This is a genomic window from Streptomyces sp. NBC_01750 (assembly GCF_035918095.1).
Lineage (GTDB): Bacteria > Actinomycetota > Actinomycetes > Streptomycetales > Streptomycetaceae > Streptomyces.
In genome coordinates this window covers 1,130,800-1,144,293 of record NZ_CP109137.1, presented here as the reverse complement: position 1 = coordinate 1,144,293, position 13,494 = coordinate 1,130,800, and the positions used below count along the sequence as shown (strand labels likewise).

14 protein-coding genes and 2 pseudogenes are annotated in these 13,494 nt (G+C 71.2%); 5 read left to right on the top strand and 11 right to left on the bottom strand.

The genetic code is table 11. From position 1 onward, the window contains the following. Position 1 precedes the first annotated feature (1 nt). The 3 genes and pseudogenes from OG966_RS04935 to OG966_RS04925 all read left to right on the top strand — a co-directional run. Positions 2-1,363, top strand: coding sequence for an NAD(P)-binding domain-containing protein (locus OG966_RS04935; RefSeq protein ID WP_326648150.1), 1,362 nt, complete (start codon positions 2-4; stop codon positions 1,361-1,363). 37 nt (positions 1,364-1,400) lie between these two features. Continuing rightward, a complete protein-coding gene (locus tag OG966_RS04930) occupies positions 1,401-1,862 on the top strand; it encodes an ArsI/CadI family heavy metal resistance metalloenzyme (RefSeq protein WP_326648149.1) in 462 nt (153 codons plus the stop codon). Between the two features lie 7 nt (positions 1,863-1,869). Beyond that, positions 1,870-2,284: pseudogene (locus OG966_RS04925) on the top strand (MFS transporter); the annotation flags it as partial. A 255-nt stretch (positions 2,285-2,539) separates the two neighbouring features. Here OG966_RS04925 and OG966_RS04920 read toward each other — a convergent pair. Next, complete coding sequence (locus OG966_RS04920; protein ID WP_326648148.1) at positions 2,540-3,421, bottom strand: universal stress protein; 882 nt, start codon at positions 3,419-3,421, stop codon at positions 2,540-2,542. 244 nt (positions 3,422-3,665) lie between these two features. Further along, complete coding sequence (locus OG966_RS04915) at positions 3,666-4,358, bottom strand: universal stress protein (RefSeq protein ID WP_326648146.1); 693 nt, start codon at positions 4,356-4,358, stop codon at positions 3,666-3,668. 315 nt (positions 4,359-4,673) lie between these two features. Here OG966_RS04915 and OG966_RS40740 point away from each other — a divergent pair. Then, positions 4,674-4,760: pseudogene (locus OG966_RS40740) on the top strand (universal stress protein); the annotation flags it as partial. Between the two features lie 257 nt (positions 4,761-5,017). Next, a complete protein-coding gene (locus OG966_RS40735) occupies positions 5,018-5,341 on the top strand; it encodes a universal stress protein (protein WP_406732946.1) in 324 nt (107 codons plus the stop codon). A gap of 511 nt (positions 5,342-5,852) precedes the next feature. Here OG966_RS40735 and OG966_RS04905 read toward each other — a convergent pair. Genes OG966_RS04905 through OG966_RS04865 form a run of 9 tightly spaced genes read right to left on the bottom strand, consistent with a single transcriptional unit; the run spans position 5,853 to position 13,385 of the window. Next, a complete protein-coding gene (locus OG966_RS04905; RefSeq protein WP_326648145.1) occupies positions 5,853-6,482 on the bottom strand; it encodes a V-type ATP synthase subunit D in 630 nt (209 codons plus the stop codon). Next, positions 6,479-7,867 (bottom strand): V-type ATP synthase subunit B, encoded by a 1,389-nt coding sequence (locus tag OG966_RS04900; RefSeq protein ID WP_326648144.1) that lies wholly within the window; start codon positions 7,865-7,867, stop codon positions 6,479-6,481. Before OG966_RS04900 ends, OG966_RS04905 begins: the two co-directional genes overlap by 4 nt. After that, positions 7,864-9,567 (bottom strand): V-type ATP synthase subunit A, encoded by a 1,704-nt coding sequence (locus OG966_RS04895; protein ID WP_326648143.1) that lies wholly within the window; start codon positions 9,565-9,567, stop codon positions 7,864-7,866. Before OG966_RS04895 ends, OG966_RS04900 begins: the two co-directional genes overlap by 4 nt. A 20-nt stretch (positions 9,568-9,587) precedes the next feature. Then, entirely contained in the window at positions 9,588-10,106 is a 519-nt protein-coding gene (locus tag OG966_RS04890; protein WP_326648142.1) for a hypothetical protein, read from the bottom strand. Beyond that, the gene (locus OG966_RS04885; protein WP_326648141.1) at positions 10,103-10,324 is read right to left on the bottom strand and encodes a hypothetical protein; all 222 of its coding nucleotides are present in this window, start codon (positions 10,322-10,324) and stop codon (positions 10,103-10,105) included. The genes OG966_RS04890 and OG966_RS04885 overlap by 4 nt, the downstream gene beginning before the upstream one ends. Before the next feature lie 2 nt (positions 10,325-10,326). Then, the gene (locus OG966_RS04880) at positions 10,327-10,743 is read right to left on the bottom strand and encodes an ATP synthase subunit C (protein ID WP_326648140.1); all 417 of its coding nucleotides are present in this window, start codon (positions 10,741-10,743) and stop codon (positions 10,327-10,329) included. Beyond that, positions 10,740-12,137, bottom strand: coding sequence for a V-type ATPase 116kDa subunit family protein (locus tag OG966_RS04875; RefSeq protein WP_326648139.1), 1,398 nt, complete (start codon positions 12,135-12,137; stop codon positions 10,740-10,742). The genes OG966_RS04880 and OG966_RS04875 overlap by 4 nt, the downstream gene beginning before the upstream one ends. Then, positions 12,124-13,026: a hypothetical protein gene (locus OG966_RS04870; protein ID WP_326648138.1), complete on the bottom strand. Its 903-nt coding sequence runs from the start codon at positions 13,024-13,026 to the stop codon at positions 12,124-12,126. Before OG966_RS04870 ends, OG966_RS04875 begins: the two co-directional genes overlap by 14 nt. Further along, positions 13,023-13,385, bottom strand: a complete 363-nt coding sequence (locus tag OG966_RS04865; RefSeq protein WP_326648137.1) for a hypothetical protein — start codon at positions 13,383-13,385, stop codon at positions 13,023-13,025. The genes OG966_RS04870 and OG966_RS04865 overlap by 4 nt, the downstream gene beginning before the upstream one ends. Positions 13,386-13,494: the final 109 nt, after the last annotated feature.

The window sequence follows — 13,494 nt, the reverse complement described above, 5'->3', positions numbered from 1 at the left end:
CGTGAACGCACCCACCACCGCCCTGCCCACCGTGGTGATCGGTGCCGGCCCCATCGGCCTGGCCGCCGCCGCCCACCTCGTCGAGCGTGGCATCGAGCCGCTGGTCCTGGAGGCCGGGGACGGAGCGGGCAGTGCCGTACGTGAGTGGAGCCACGTGCGCCTGTTCTCCACCTGGGCCGAGCTCGTCGACCCGGCCGCCGAAAAGCTTCTGGCCCCCACCGGCTGGACCGCGCCGGACGGGGCGACGTACCCCACCGGTGGAGACTGGGCCGCCCAGTACCTCCAGCCGCTGGCCGACACCCTGGGCGACGCGGTCCGCTTCGGCGCCCGCGTCACCGGCGTCTCCCGCCTCGGTCGCGACCGGGTCGTGGACGTCGATCGCGATCAGCAGCCCCTCACCGTGCACATCCTCAACACCGACGGGACCGAGGAGCGGATCACGGCCGGCGCCGTCATTGACGCCTCCGGGACCTGGTCCACACCCAGCCCGATCGGCGGCGACGGCCTCCCGGCCCTCGGCGAGCGCACCGCTTCCGACCGCATCTCATACCGCGTCCCGGACCTCAAGGACCCGGCTGTACGCGCCCGGTACGAGGGCAGGCGCACTGCCGTGATCGGCTCCGGCGCCTCCGCCTTCACGGCCCTCGCCTACCTCGCCGACCTGGCCAAGGACACCCCGGGCACGCACGCCGTGTGGGTCCTGAGGCGCGGCATCGGCGGCTCGACCTTCGGCGGCGGCCAAGCCGACCAGCTGCCCGCCCGCGGCGCACTGGGCCTCGCCGCCAAGGCAGCCGTGGACGACGGGTACGCCGACGCCGTCACCGGATTCCGCACGACCGCAGTCGACAAGAGCGGCGACCAGCTGGTGCTCGTGGCCGAGGACAGCCGCCGCCTCGACCCGGTGGACGAGGTCATCGTCCTCACCGGCTTCCGCCCCGACCTGTCCTTCGTCGACGAGCTCCGTCTGGGTCTCGACGATCGTCTCCAGGCTCCGGTCGAACTGGCCCCGCTGATCGACCCGAACGTCCACTCCTGCGGAACCGTCTACCCACACGGCGTCAACGAGCTCTCGCATCCGGAGAAGGACGTCTACCTCGTCGGCATGAAGAGCTACGGCCGCGCCCCGACGTTCCTCGCGATGACCGGCTACGAGCAGGTCCGCTCCATCGCCGCCTCCCTCGCGGGAGACCAGGAGGCCGCCGGGCGCGTCGAGTTGACCCTCCCGGAGACCGGGGTGTGCGGCGGGGCGGGCCTGTTCGACGAGCCCGACGCCACCAAGGCGGACAGCAACGGCGGCTGCTGCGCCGCCCCCACCACTCTCCAGATCGGCGTCGACGCCCCGGCCACCTCCGGCGGCTGCTGAGTCCTCACCCATCCATCCATTCAGCAGGAGGCTCGTCATGTCCCGCGTACAGCTCGCCCTCCGCGTCCCCGACCTCGCCGCGTCCATCGCCTTCTACACCAAGCTCTTCGGCACCGAGCCCACCAAACTCCGCGACGGTTACGCCAACTTCGCCATCGCCGAGCCACCGCTCAAGCTCGTCCTCATCGAAGGCAACGCGGGCGAGAACACCCGCATGGACCACCTCGGCGTCGAAGTCGAAACCCCCGACGCCGTCCATGCCGCCACCACCCGCCTCGGCGAAGCGGGACTGGCCACCGCAGAGGAGAACGACACCACCTGTTGCTACGCCCTCCAGGACAAGGTCTGGGTCCACGGCCCCGGCCAGGAACCCTGGGAGGTGTACGTCGTCAAGGCCGACGCCGACACCCTGACCAAGCAGCAAGGCAGTTCGTGCTGCACCGGCCCGGACGCCGACGTCGGCGCGAGTAAGCCTGTCGCCGCCGGTGGGTGGTGCTGATCCGACGATGACCGACCTTCACACCACCGAGGCCGCGACCGGAACAGGGAACCGGTCGCGGCCTCGTGCCGCGTTCCCCGCCCTGGCGCCACCCAGATCCCAGCTGGGGCATCGTCTACTACGCCTTCCCCGTCCTGCTTCCCCACGTGACCGCGGACACCGGCTGGTCCACCAGCGCCGCCACCACAGCCTTCTCCGCCGCCCTGTTGGTCTCCGCCGTCGCCGGAATCCCCGTCGGCCTCATCCTCGACCGACAAGGCCCGCGCGCCGTGATGACCACCGGCTCCCTGCTCGCGGTCTCCGCCGTGCTGGCCATCGCCCTGGCCCCCAACCTCTACGTGTTCACGGCCGCCTGGCTCACGGCCGACATAGCCATGGCCGACACCTTCTACCAGCCCGCCTTCGCCGCCCTCACCCGCTGGTGAGTGCATAGGGTTCGCCGTACGCATCCGGTCCTCACCCACCGCACCAGGAGCACTCTTGCAAGGGGGCCAACCCGCTGAGGCGTACGTCCGACAGGTTCGAATCCTGGCTCTTCCGGTCCTCGGCCCACGGGGACCCGTGGGGAGCCATGGAGCGCGCTTCGGGAAGAACCGCCGCGTCCGAGACGGGATGCGGGGGTGCGGCCGACTGACGTACCGGTGCTCCTGTCAGGCTCCGACCGCACCCCCCAATCCTCAATTCCCGGGTGGCGTGGGAACGGTGATCACCGGGCAGACCGCGCGGTGCAGCAGTCCATGCACCACCGACCCCAGGCGCATGCCTGTGTAGCCGCCGCGGCCTCGTCTTCCGACGACGACAGACAGCGCATGTTCGGAGCTACGGGCCAGCTCTTCCACAGGGTGGCCGCGCACGACCTCGTGGGTCACCGGGACGTCGGAGTACTTGTCCGCCCACCCAGCAGTGGATTCCGAGAGCAGCCGACGGCGTTCGTTGAAGCCTGCCGACTCGTCGCCGAGGGAGAACACTGGGCGTGGCCACGCCCAGACCGCACGCAATGTGGCACCGCGCAGGCTCGCCTCCTCCAGGGCCTGCGCCACGGCAGCGCGAGAAGAGACGCTGCCGTCGACGCCCACGACGAGGTACGGCGGCTCCTGGGTGATGTGTTCCGGATCGCCGACCACAACGACCGGACAGTCCGCCTGCGCGCTCACCGGGACCACGATGGAACCGCCGCTCAGAATCTCCTCGGCTCGGCTGAGGCGACGTGTGCCGAGGACAATCATGTGCGCCTTCGCGGATTCGTGGCACAGCGAGAGGGCCGGGCTACCGTCGATCAGGTGAGTGGTCAGCTCAAGGTCCGGATGGCGCGCCCGCACGAAGGAGGCCGCCGACGCAAGTGAGTCCGCACCTCGCTTGCGCAGGGCGAGATGGTGCGGCGTGACCTCTCTGTGGGCGACGTCGGTGTGCTTATGCTCCTCCTTGGGCACCGCGAGCAGCAGGCGCACTGCCAGGTGCCTCTGCACGGCCTCGTCGGCGGCCCAGGCGAGAGCCAGAAGACTCGGCTTCAGCGGGTCGACGCCCACTGTGATGTGACGGCGTTTTTTGGGGTCCGACATATCTCCTCCGGGTGTCTCGGAGCGGCTTACAGGAGGGGTTGCTGGGCTAGGGGCCCTGCTCTTTCGTACGCGGCACCAGTTCCACCGGGCAGTGCGCGTGGTGCAGGACCGCGTGCGTGACCCGGCCCAGAGCCCGGTCCGATGGCATGGTGTGCCCCTCGGCCTCCCATGACCAGCAGGTAGGCCCCGCGGGATGCGTCGACGAGAGCTTCGGCCACCGAGATGCCCTTGTCGATCCGCACACTCATCGTGGTTCCGGGAAGTTGTCCCGGATGCGGGCGGCCACGGCGGAGATCTTGTCCTTCCGCTCCTGAGCGATCTCGCCTACGTCGTCCAGCATGGTGGCCACGACCCCGACGTGCTGGAACATGTTCCAGATGTTGAGCAGTCTCAGTGACGCCTTGCGCAGCTGTGCGCTCTGCGCCGCGTGGCGGACCACATCGAGGTCCTCCTCGTCCCGCACGCCGACCAGCACGGTACCTGTGCTATCGGCGTCCTCGACTCCACGCACCACAACGACCGGTCCGTTCGCTCCGGCTGCCGTGCCCAGTCCCACGGAGCCGTGCGTCAGCGAGCCGAATCCGCCAAGGCCACGGCTGCCCACAACGATCGTGCCGTGGTTGCCGGCCACCGTGTGCAGGGTCTCCGCCGGTTCGCGGTGGCTGAGCTCGGTGGTGACAAGCAATCCGGGGAAGCGTTCGGCGAACCGGGCGGCCGTCGCGTTCAGGAGCTCCCGGCCGTGCTGTAGCACCAGCCGAATGGACTCGACCGAGGCATACGCGGCCCTGTTGTCCGTACCTGCCGCGTGCACGATGTGCAGCGGCTGCCCTCGACGCTCTGCCTCCGCCGCGGCCCACAGCACGGCCGCCGCGGCGTTGGCCGAACCGTCCACGCCCGCAATGACCGGCCCGGTTTTCGGGCTTTCGGATGTGTTCACGGTTCCTCGCACGCTCTGCTCCGAAGGGATCTCTCTTACGGTGGCATTGCGCGGGCGGTGGCGCGAGAGGGCCGCAGGGGCCCGGGGAAGGGCCAATGGTCCTGTATGTCGGGCCGTGCTGGGCAGGCCGCTTCTCCCCGAACACGTACGGGGAGGAACGAGTGGCGTCCAGCGGCGAGGAACCGTCCGGTCCCGCCCGGGGCCCCTCGGCCCCTGCTGCGGCTGCCGGGAGACCGGGAGACTGTAACCGTGGCCACCCGGCGCGGCCACGGGCGACGGTACGCCGCACAGTAGGCCCCCTGGAAGGTCCGCATCATGACTCTCAACGTGACGGTTGGCCTGGACGGCTCGCCCGAAAGCCTCGCCGCCGCCGAATGGGCGGCCCGCGAGGCGCTGTTGCGGGGCGCGGCCCTGCACCTCGTGCACGCACAGGATTGGCCGACAACGTCCGTCATCCCCCTGGTCGGCCCAGTCCTGGTGCGTAGCGGGACGGAGCGGGCGGATCCGCCGCCCGGTGGCGACGATTCCGACGTAACGAGTCGTGCCCAGGGCCGCTACCGGGACGTGGTCGTCGGGATCGACGTCCGGCAGCCCTGCGACAAGGTGATCGCCTTCGCTTTCGAGGAGGCCGCCCCCTACGTGCCTGCACCCTGCGAGCCGTGCACGCCTGGACACTGCCACCGGCCTACACCTACGCGGTCATCGCCGATCCCGGCATCTCCCTCGAGATGGGCCGACAGGTGGCCAGGACGCTCAGTGACCTGCTCCTGCCCTGGCGACAGAAGCACCCGTCCGTGAGGGTTGTCGAGAGGGCGGTTTTCGGTCCGTCGGCTTCCGAGCTCGTGTGCGCCTCGGCGGACGCGGAGCTGATCGTCGTCGGGCGCCGTGCCCGGCACGCCACGCTGGGTGCCCTCATCGGGCCCGTCACGCACGCGGTGCTGCACCATGCCGCCTCACCGATCGCAGTCGTCGCCCATGACTGATCCACAACTGTCCGCCCACTCGACTCCCGGAGGGAGGCTCTCGTGCCTTTCAGCCCACTCGACGCGGCCCTGGCGAACGCCCTGGTTGAGGACGCCACAGCTGCTCGGTCCCTGCGCAACGCCCAGCCCTGGAAAGTTCGCTTCCTGCATGGGAACAATGCGTTCCACCGCCGGGGCGTCGATGTCGCGGCACCTGTTGCCACCCCCTTGATTTCCCTGATCGAGGAGGCAACCGGAGCCGCGCCGACACCGTGGCCTTGCTGCGCCTGAGCAAAGCGGGTGTGGGCATCATAGGAACCGTGATCACCGCTCGTTCACGCGCTGTGGGCAGGTCCTCGCCGAGAGCCTGTTGCCCGACGGGACCGTCGTCGCCACCGTGATCCGGGCCGGCCGGCCGACGGTGCCCGGGCCGGGAGTACGGCTCAGGCCCGGCGACGAGCTGCTCCTTGTGTCCCACAGCGCCACCGAGCAGGAGATCCATTCAGCCTTCCCATGACCGACCGGCTGCCTACTACGGCGTCGTCGGTCTGTCCGGCACACCGGCGGCCCATCGCCGCCGAATCAAGTCCTCGTGCTCCGACTGCTCCAGCGCCAGGTCCGCTGCCGCGAGTTCTTCGGTCAGTCGTGGAATCCAGTGCCTGCGCAGTGCACGGGTCCGCTGCCGGGTCCGCTCCGCCTCGGCCCCGACCAAACGGGAGGCGGTGCGGGCAGCCGCGTACTCCGCCGCAGCGCGCACCGTCTCGCGGTAGGCGGCCTCGGCTCGGGCAAGGGCCGTGTTCCCCGGGGCCGTCTCATCCGGAGACCGGACCGCCGGCGTCCAGACAACTCCCGACGGGTGCCGTACTCCCATGGATGTGGTCCATTCGACGGTGACGTCCGCTCGGTCCGCGACAGCGGCTGCCTCCAGGGCACCTTCCCCGCTCAGCACCAGCCCCCTCAGCAGCCAGATCTCGGCCTCCGCCAGCAGCTCGAGCCAGGCGCGGCGTGCGCTCTCCTCGGTCTCCTGGAGGCTCCGCTGACGGCCTCGGAGGATTCGCAGTTTCCGCTCCAGCAGGTCGGCGCCACGCAGTGCCACTTCCAGGTTGTGGCGAAGGCGCAGCCGCCCGGCCCGGCCGGGAGGCACACGCCGTGCCCGGGTCATCCGTCGTCCTCCGCCTCGTCGGCCCGCGTGTCGAGGAACTCGGACGGAATCATGCCGAGCTGACTCCGTGGCAGGGTGCGCAGCACATGCCAGGCGCGGTCCAGGGCCTCGTCGAAGGGACGGTTCTCGTCGGGCCGCTGGGCCAGGAAGTGGTCCAAGAACGCCTGGTCGAGGTCCAGATACCGCTCGTCGGTCGGACTCAGGGCCGCTCGTCCGATCAGGTCGGCGAGCTCGCGGATCTGCCGGGCCCGGGCGAGAGCGGCGAGCAGTTGGGCGGCGACGTCCAGATGGTCGGCCCGCGTCCGGCCCCGCCCTGCCCCCTTGCGCATCAGCCGGGAGAGCGAGGCGAGAGGGTCCACGGGCGGGTACACACCGCGAGCGTGGGCTTGCGGGGACAGCACGATCTGGCCTTCGGTGATGTACCCGGTCAGATCGGGAACCGGGTGGGTGATGTCGCCGGCCGGCATGGTGAGCACCGGCAGCACGGTGAGGGATCCGGGCACTCCCCGGATCTTCCCGCACCGCTCGTACAGCGAGGCTAGGTCGCTGTAGAGATAGCCGGGGTAGGCACGTCGGCCCGGAATCTCGCCCCTGGCGGCGGACACCTCCCGCAAGGCCTCCGCGTACGCGGTCATGTCGGTCATGACGACCAGCACGTGCCGTCCCTCCGCGAAGGCCAGATGCTCGGCGACGGTGAGAGCCACACGAGGGGTGAGCAGCCGTTCGATCACCGGGTCGTCGGCGGTGTTGAGCATGAGTGCCAGCTCGCCCGCGCCGAACCGTTCCGCGAGGCCCGCGCGGACGCCGTCGGCATCCGCGTGGGTGAGCCCCATGCCGGCGAAGACGACGCAGAAGGACTCGCCTCCGCTCGTGGACTGAGCCGCGATCTGAACGGCCAGTTCGAGGTGGGGCAGCCCGGCTGTGGAGAAGACCGGCAGCTTCTGACCGCGTACCAGCGTGGTGAGCACGTCGACGGCGCCCACACCGGTCAGCACGGGCTCGGCCGGCGGCTCACGCCGCACCGGGTTGATCGGGGAGCCCCCGACCGCGGCGGCGGGACCGAAGACCGGAGGGCCTCCGTCGATCGGCTCGCCGCGGCCGTTGCACACACGTCCCAGCCAGCCGGTTCCGACGGGAATGCGCAGGGGAGTACCGGCGAACGAAACCCGGGTACGGTCGGCAGCCATTCCGGCCGTACCCTCCAGGACCTGGACCACGGCGAGGTCGCGGTCGACTTCCAGGACGAGTCCGTGCCGCTCTCCGCCGGAGTCGAGACTGATCCGCACGAACTCGTCCCAGCCGACGCCTGCCACGCCCTCGATGACGGCGAGCGGCCCGCGCAGCTCCCGGACGGCCGTGTACTCGATCTCTCCCCAGTCGGTCATGGCACCAACTCCCGTAGGCAGGCGAGAACTTCGTCCCGACGCGTGTCCACCCCGGCGGCATCGCCCGGGCCGACCTCTTCCCGGGCGCGCAACAGAGGTGTGAAGTCCGCCTCTTCGACGGCTTCGGCCGCCGCGCCCGATTCGACCAGTTCCCGGCAGCGGCCGACGACCGCCAGGACGGCATCCACCAACGCGGCTGTCTTCTCCGGCGCGCAGTAAGCGTCCAGCTCCGACAGTGCGCTCTGCTGAAGCACACCCTCGCGGACCAGGCGGCCGCCGAGCACGCTGATCCGCTCCTGTGCGGGCAGCGCGGTGATGCCGACGAGGTCGACGAGGTCGGCCAGCCGGTCGGCCTCCGAGAGCAGCGCGGCCACCCTGCCGCGGCGCTCCGCCCAGGCCGGATCTCCTGACTGCGCGTGGGCGACGGCCAGGGCACCGACCTCGCGGGAGAAGGAATCCGACCAGGAGACGGCGGGGTAGTGCCGGGCGTAGGCCAGCTCCCGGTCGAGGGTCCACACGCACCGTACGAAACGCTGTGTGTGTGCCGTGACGGGTTCGGTGAGATCGCCGCCGGGGGGCGAGACAGCGCCGATCACGGAGACCGAGCCCTCTCGGCCGCCCAGTGTCCGTACCGCTCCGGCCCGTTGGTAGAACGCCGCGAGTTCCGAGGCCAGTCCGGCGGGATAGCCCTCCTCGGTGGGCAGCGCGCCCACCCGGGAGGCGAACTCACGCAGTGCCTCGGCCCAGCGGGATGTCGAGTCGGCGATGACCACGACGTCGAGCCCCATGTCCCGGAAGTACTCGGCGACCGTGGCGCCGGTGTGGATGCTCGCCTCCCGGGCCATCATCGGCATGTTCGACGTGTTGGCGATGGTCACCGTGCGGTCGGCGAGCCGGCCCCCTGTCCTCGGGTCGTCGAGCGCGGACAGCTCCGCGATCACATCGGCCATTTCGTTACCGCGTTCTCCGCATCCGACGTAGACGATCACATGGGCGTCGCACCACTTCGCGATCTGCTGCAGAAGCACTGTCTTGCCCGTGCCGAAGCCTCCGGGAACGGCAACCGCGCTGCCCCGCGCCACGGGGAAGAGGAGGTCGATGGCGCGCTGTCCGGTGGTGAGCGGCTGTGCGGCCGGCAGGCGCTCCCGCACGGGGCGGGCGCGTCGGACCGGCCAGGCGGCGGCCATGCGCACTTCGGTGCCCGCGACGACGGCCAGCACCGCTTCCGCCGGGTACCGGCCGTGCGGCGCGATGCGCGAGACGGCACCCGAACAGCCCGGGGGTACCAACACACTGACGGGCACGGGGCCAGGGCCGCCGGTTTCGCCGACAACATCGCCCTCGTCTACCTGTTGCCCCTCTGTCACACGCGGCGTGAACGGCCAGGTGCGCTCGTCGGACGGAAGAGAGCGCGAGCCGGTGCCGGTGACGAGCCGGTCCCCGGCCCCCTGGAGCGGCCGCAGCAGACCGTCGTAGACGCCGCCGAGCAGCCATGGACCGAGCGGTACGGACAACGGACTGCCCTGCGGGTGTGCCGGATGTCCGGGAGCCAGGCCCCCGGTGTACTCGTACGCCTGGACGGTGACGACGTCACCGGCGATGGCCACCACCTCCGCGGCAAGCCCGGCGTCGCCGAGCAGCACGACGTCATGCATGGCGGTACCGGCGGTGCGGTCCAGCTCGACCAGAGGCCCGGCCACTCGCAGGATCCGTGGCGGGCCTACGGCGCCCACAGGGACTCCGCCTCCGTGCTTGCCCTGTCCAGCGCACGTGTCGCCAAGGCCGTCAGGCTGAGGTCGGCCCGCCTTCCGGATACCACGGCCACGACTCCGCCGTCGGCGTGCGCGGTGATCCGCGCTTCCGGCCCGAGCAGTGACCTGGCCCGCCTCTGAAGAGATGCCTGTACGGGGGCGGAATCCCGACCGGACTGCTGGACGTGTTTGACGACGCGGCGGTGCAGCTCCCGGTACGTCTCGCCCTGGGCCGCGAGTTCAAGGGCTCTGGCCGTGGCGCGGGCACGCGTTCGTTCCTCCGCCGCGGCCGAGGCCCCGTCGGCCTCCCCCTCTCGCCGGGCCCTGTCGAGGATCTCCGCGGCCTCCGCACGGGCCGCCGCCAGCGTGTCGGCCGCGTCCTTGTGCGCCTCGGCAAGCAGCTGCGCGGCATCGGCCTCGGCCTCGCGCCGCAGCTCGGCACGCGCGGGCTCCAGAGGGTCCGCGGGTTCGTCGGGCGGGCGGGTCATGGCGGCATCACCGCGACCAGTGGCCGGACGCTGTCCAGCGCAACGGCCCCGAGCGCCTTCGCGGCCGCCGGAGTGAGGATGACGAGCGTGGACCCCTCGGACAGGTCCTGCCAGGCGCGGCGGACCTCCTCCGGATCATCGGCCGCATGGATCGTGACACCGACCAGACTCAGCCCGCCCACCCGGACCTGTTCTCCGATGGCGGCCACGGTGCCCATGGTCAGGCCTTCCCGATGAGCAGGATGGCAACGACCAGGCCGTACACGGCGATCCCTTCCGCGAGTCCGACGATCACCATGGCCCGCCCGAAGAGTTCGGGCCGTTCGCTCAGCGCCGCCAGCGCCGCGGCTCCGGTGTACGCGACAGCGATGGCGGCACCGATCGACGCCCCGGCCACCGCGATGGCGGCCCCGATGAGTGCTGCCGATCCCGCCCCCTGACCGGCGGCGGCCTGACCGGGGGCGGCCTCGGCCGCACCTCCGAGGGCCGTCGCCAACAGGACGAACGCACCGCCGAGCAGAGCGAGGTTGGAGATCAGAAGCCACCGTACGGCTCCTTTCCCACGCCGCCGGGCCAGCAGACGTACGGCCCAGAAACCGGCCGCCAGAACGGGCATGACGACGAGCCAAGTGATCACGAGGTGACCTCCAGATGTCCCGTGGGCACGTGCCAGGGGCGGAACGGCCGACCCTGAGCTGTGAAGACACGGGAGAAGAGTTCGTAGAACTCCAGCCGCAGTGCCTGTACTCCGGCGACCAGTGCTTCAAGTGCGAAAGCAACCGCCGTACCGGCGACGAACACGAGCGTCGCTCCGATCAGCGGCAGGGCCCCTCGCGATGCAAGCCCTGATGTGGCGCGCCAGACCAGATCTCCGAGTGCCGCATGGGTGAGTCCGAAGGCCGCGAGGCGGGCGAAGGACACGGTGTTCGTGCCGGTCCGCACCACGACATCAAAGAGCTGGACGCCGGTCTGGGCCGCTCCGCCGAGCCCGCCGGCCGTGGCTGCGTACAGCCCGGTCACCGTCAGTGCCAGTCCTGCCGAGGCGAGCACCGCCCCGGCAACGGCATACCCGGGGCGGTGGAGAAACAGGCCCGCGCTGCCCAGTGCGAGTCCCAGGAAGAGTGTCAGGCCCGCGGTTCCCGAGGCCGCGTACAGGGCATTGGCCGGGCCGCCCTCCCGCCACCGGTTCACGGTCCCGCCCACATGGGCGAGTACAAGCAGTACCGCGCCGAGCCCGATCGCGGCCACGAGCAGCCGCTCCGGCTCGTCCAGAGGGTTCAGCCACAGAACAGGAAGGACCCCGGTGGGCCCGAAGAACTCGCCGTAGGCGATCCCCGCCAGGGTCCCGGCGACGCCCGCTCCGGCCAGGAAAGGCCAAAGGTGGCGCAGCGGCAGCAGGCGCCGTGGGCGGCCGAACCGCAGCAGCAGGGCACCGAGGAGCAGCAGCGCACCGTGACCGGCGTCCCCGAACATCACACCGAACATCGCCACATAGGAGATCCCGGCCGGCCAGGTCGGGTCGACATCCGCATAGGGCACCGTGCCGTAGGTCGTCACCAGAGGTGTGAACGAGCCCTGGGGCGGCCCCGTGGCGCGCAACTGCGTCGGCGGATCGATCCCTCGGGGGACCGGCAACCGCACCAGCGCCGCCCCGGTGCCCGCGAGCCGCTCAGCCAGGCGGACAGATTCCCCGGCCGGGCACCAGCCGGCGAGCGCGGCCACGTCCCCGCGCTGGACGGCACCGGCCAGGCGCTCCTCCAGCTGAGCCTCACCCGCCAGGAGCCCGAACTGATGCTCCCGCTCCAGGACATAGAGGTCGGGCGTCTCGGCAGCCAGCACCGGAGCGGCCGGGGGGGATGCCAGGCGCTGAAGCAGCCCGGCGGCCGGGCCGAGGCTCGCCTCCTCGGCCCGGTCGAGCTCCACGCATCCCGCATCGGCGATCCGCACCAGTGTCTCCCTGAGCACCGCACGAGGTGCAACGACTGCGACCCGTTGCATACGGACCGGCGCCATGACCTCAGACCACGGCATCGAACACCACCTCCAGCGATCCGCCGCCGCGTGCGGCGAGCTCCAGCGCGGCCCGGACCCGCCACGCGTCCACGGACAGCACGGCGACGGCGCCCACCACAGGAGTGAGGTCATAGCCCCTGTTGTCTGTCATGGCGACGCCGTCCTCCTCCAGGGCGGTCCACCACCGGGCTTCCGCCCGCCACAGCTCGCCCGCGTCGGCGATATCGGCCACCGGCCAGCGCGCGTGGCGGGGCAGGAACGCCCGGAACTCCTCGAAGGAAGAGGCTTCGACCGTCCGCCGGCCCAGGAGCTCACTGGCACGACGGGCCGTCTGCTCCGTCAGGGGACGGCCGTGGACGAACAGCTCACGGCCCACCAGCACGGCGGCGCGGCCGGTGGCCCACCGGCGCGCGGGCGGCAACCGCTCAGCGGTGTGGGCGGCGGCCGAGATCCGCATGCCGGTGGCCATCGCCGCCGGTGAGTCTCCGCCCGGATCTCCCCATGCCGAGGATGCGAGCGCGGCTCGCAGTTCGCTCGGTGCGGCTGCATGTCCGATCCGGCGCGATGCGGTGGCCAGGGAGCCCAGCCGGTACGGCTGCGGCGCCGAACCGCCGGTGAGCGACCGCAGCCGCTGCTCGGCGTTGGCGATCTCAAATCCGGCGGCCAGCAGCCTCAGGGCATCCGTCCCGGTGTACGGGAGCCATCCCGCCAGTACCCGCAGATGCCACAGAAGAGTTGCTGACACCGCCCGCTGCGCCTGTGCCAGCGAGGCGTCCGTCGTGACGTATCTGCGGTAGGGCGTGGCAGCGAGCTGTCGCAGGGCATCGCCCAGTGTCGCGGCGGCTGCCACCTCCCTGGTGCCCGAGATGCCCAGGCTCTTGGTGATCAGGGCCCGCGCCCTGGTCACCGCCCCGACCCACCCGGGGCCCATCGCGGTCTTCCGGCGTCGTCCGGTCCAGGGCAGTCCAGCCCCCGGAACGCTTCGGCCACCAAGCGGTCGACCACGACGGGCATCCGCTCCGCCGCCCGGCGCCGCAGCTGCGCCGCGGTCTGCTCGCCCACTGCGAGCGATCGGGCCGCCTCCTCGCGGGCCGCCAGCAGCAGGGGCGCGGCCGCATCCTGTCGTACGTGTGCGGCCCTGCCTCTGGCCTCGGCCACGATCCGAGCCGCTTCCGCGCCGGCCTCCTGGCGCATGGCCGCTGCCTTCAGGGATGCGGCTGCACGGATCGCGGCGGCCTGTTCCTGGGCCTGAGTCAGCTGCGACAAGGAAGACTCCAATTCGGCAGCCAGCTCCGTCGTGCGGTCTGGGGGGACTCCGGCGGCGGCCGCCCCTGGGGTGCCGACGGGACGGAATCGCGCGAGGAAGTTCGGAAAC

Excerpts from the sequence above, each read along its gene's own strand:
- OG966_RS04905 (WP_326648145.1), bottom strand. The coding sequence starts at position 6,482 with ATGACCCGGGCACGGCGTGTGCCTCCCGGCCGGGCCGGGCGGCTGCGC.
- OG966_RS04890 (WP_326648142.1), bottom strand. The coding sequence starts at position 10,106 with ATGACCCGCCCGCCCGACGAACCCGCGGACCCTCTGGAGCCCGCGCGT.
- OG966_RS04900 (WP_326648144.1), bottom strand. The coding sequence starts at position 7,867 with ATGACCGACTGGGGAGAGATCGAGTACACGGCCGTCCGGGAGCTGCGC.
- OG966_RS04875 (WP_326648139.1), bottom strand. The coding sequence starts at position 12,137 with ATGCCGTGGTCTGAGGTCATGGCGCCGGTCCGTATGCAACGGGTCGCA.
- OG966_RS04930 (WP_326648149.1), top strand. The coding sequence starts at position 1,401 with ATGTCCCGCGTACAGCTCGCCCTCCGCGTCCCCGACCTCGCCGCGTCC.
- OG966_RS04885 (WP_326648141.1), bottom strand. The coding sequence starts at position 10,324 with ATGGGCACCGTGGCCGCCATCGGAGAACAGGTCCGGGTGGGCGGGCTG.
- OG966_RS04920 (WP_326648148.1), bottom strand. The coding sequence starts at position 3,421 with ATGTCGGACCCCAAAAAACGCCGTCACATCACAGTGGGCGTCGACCCG.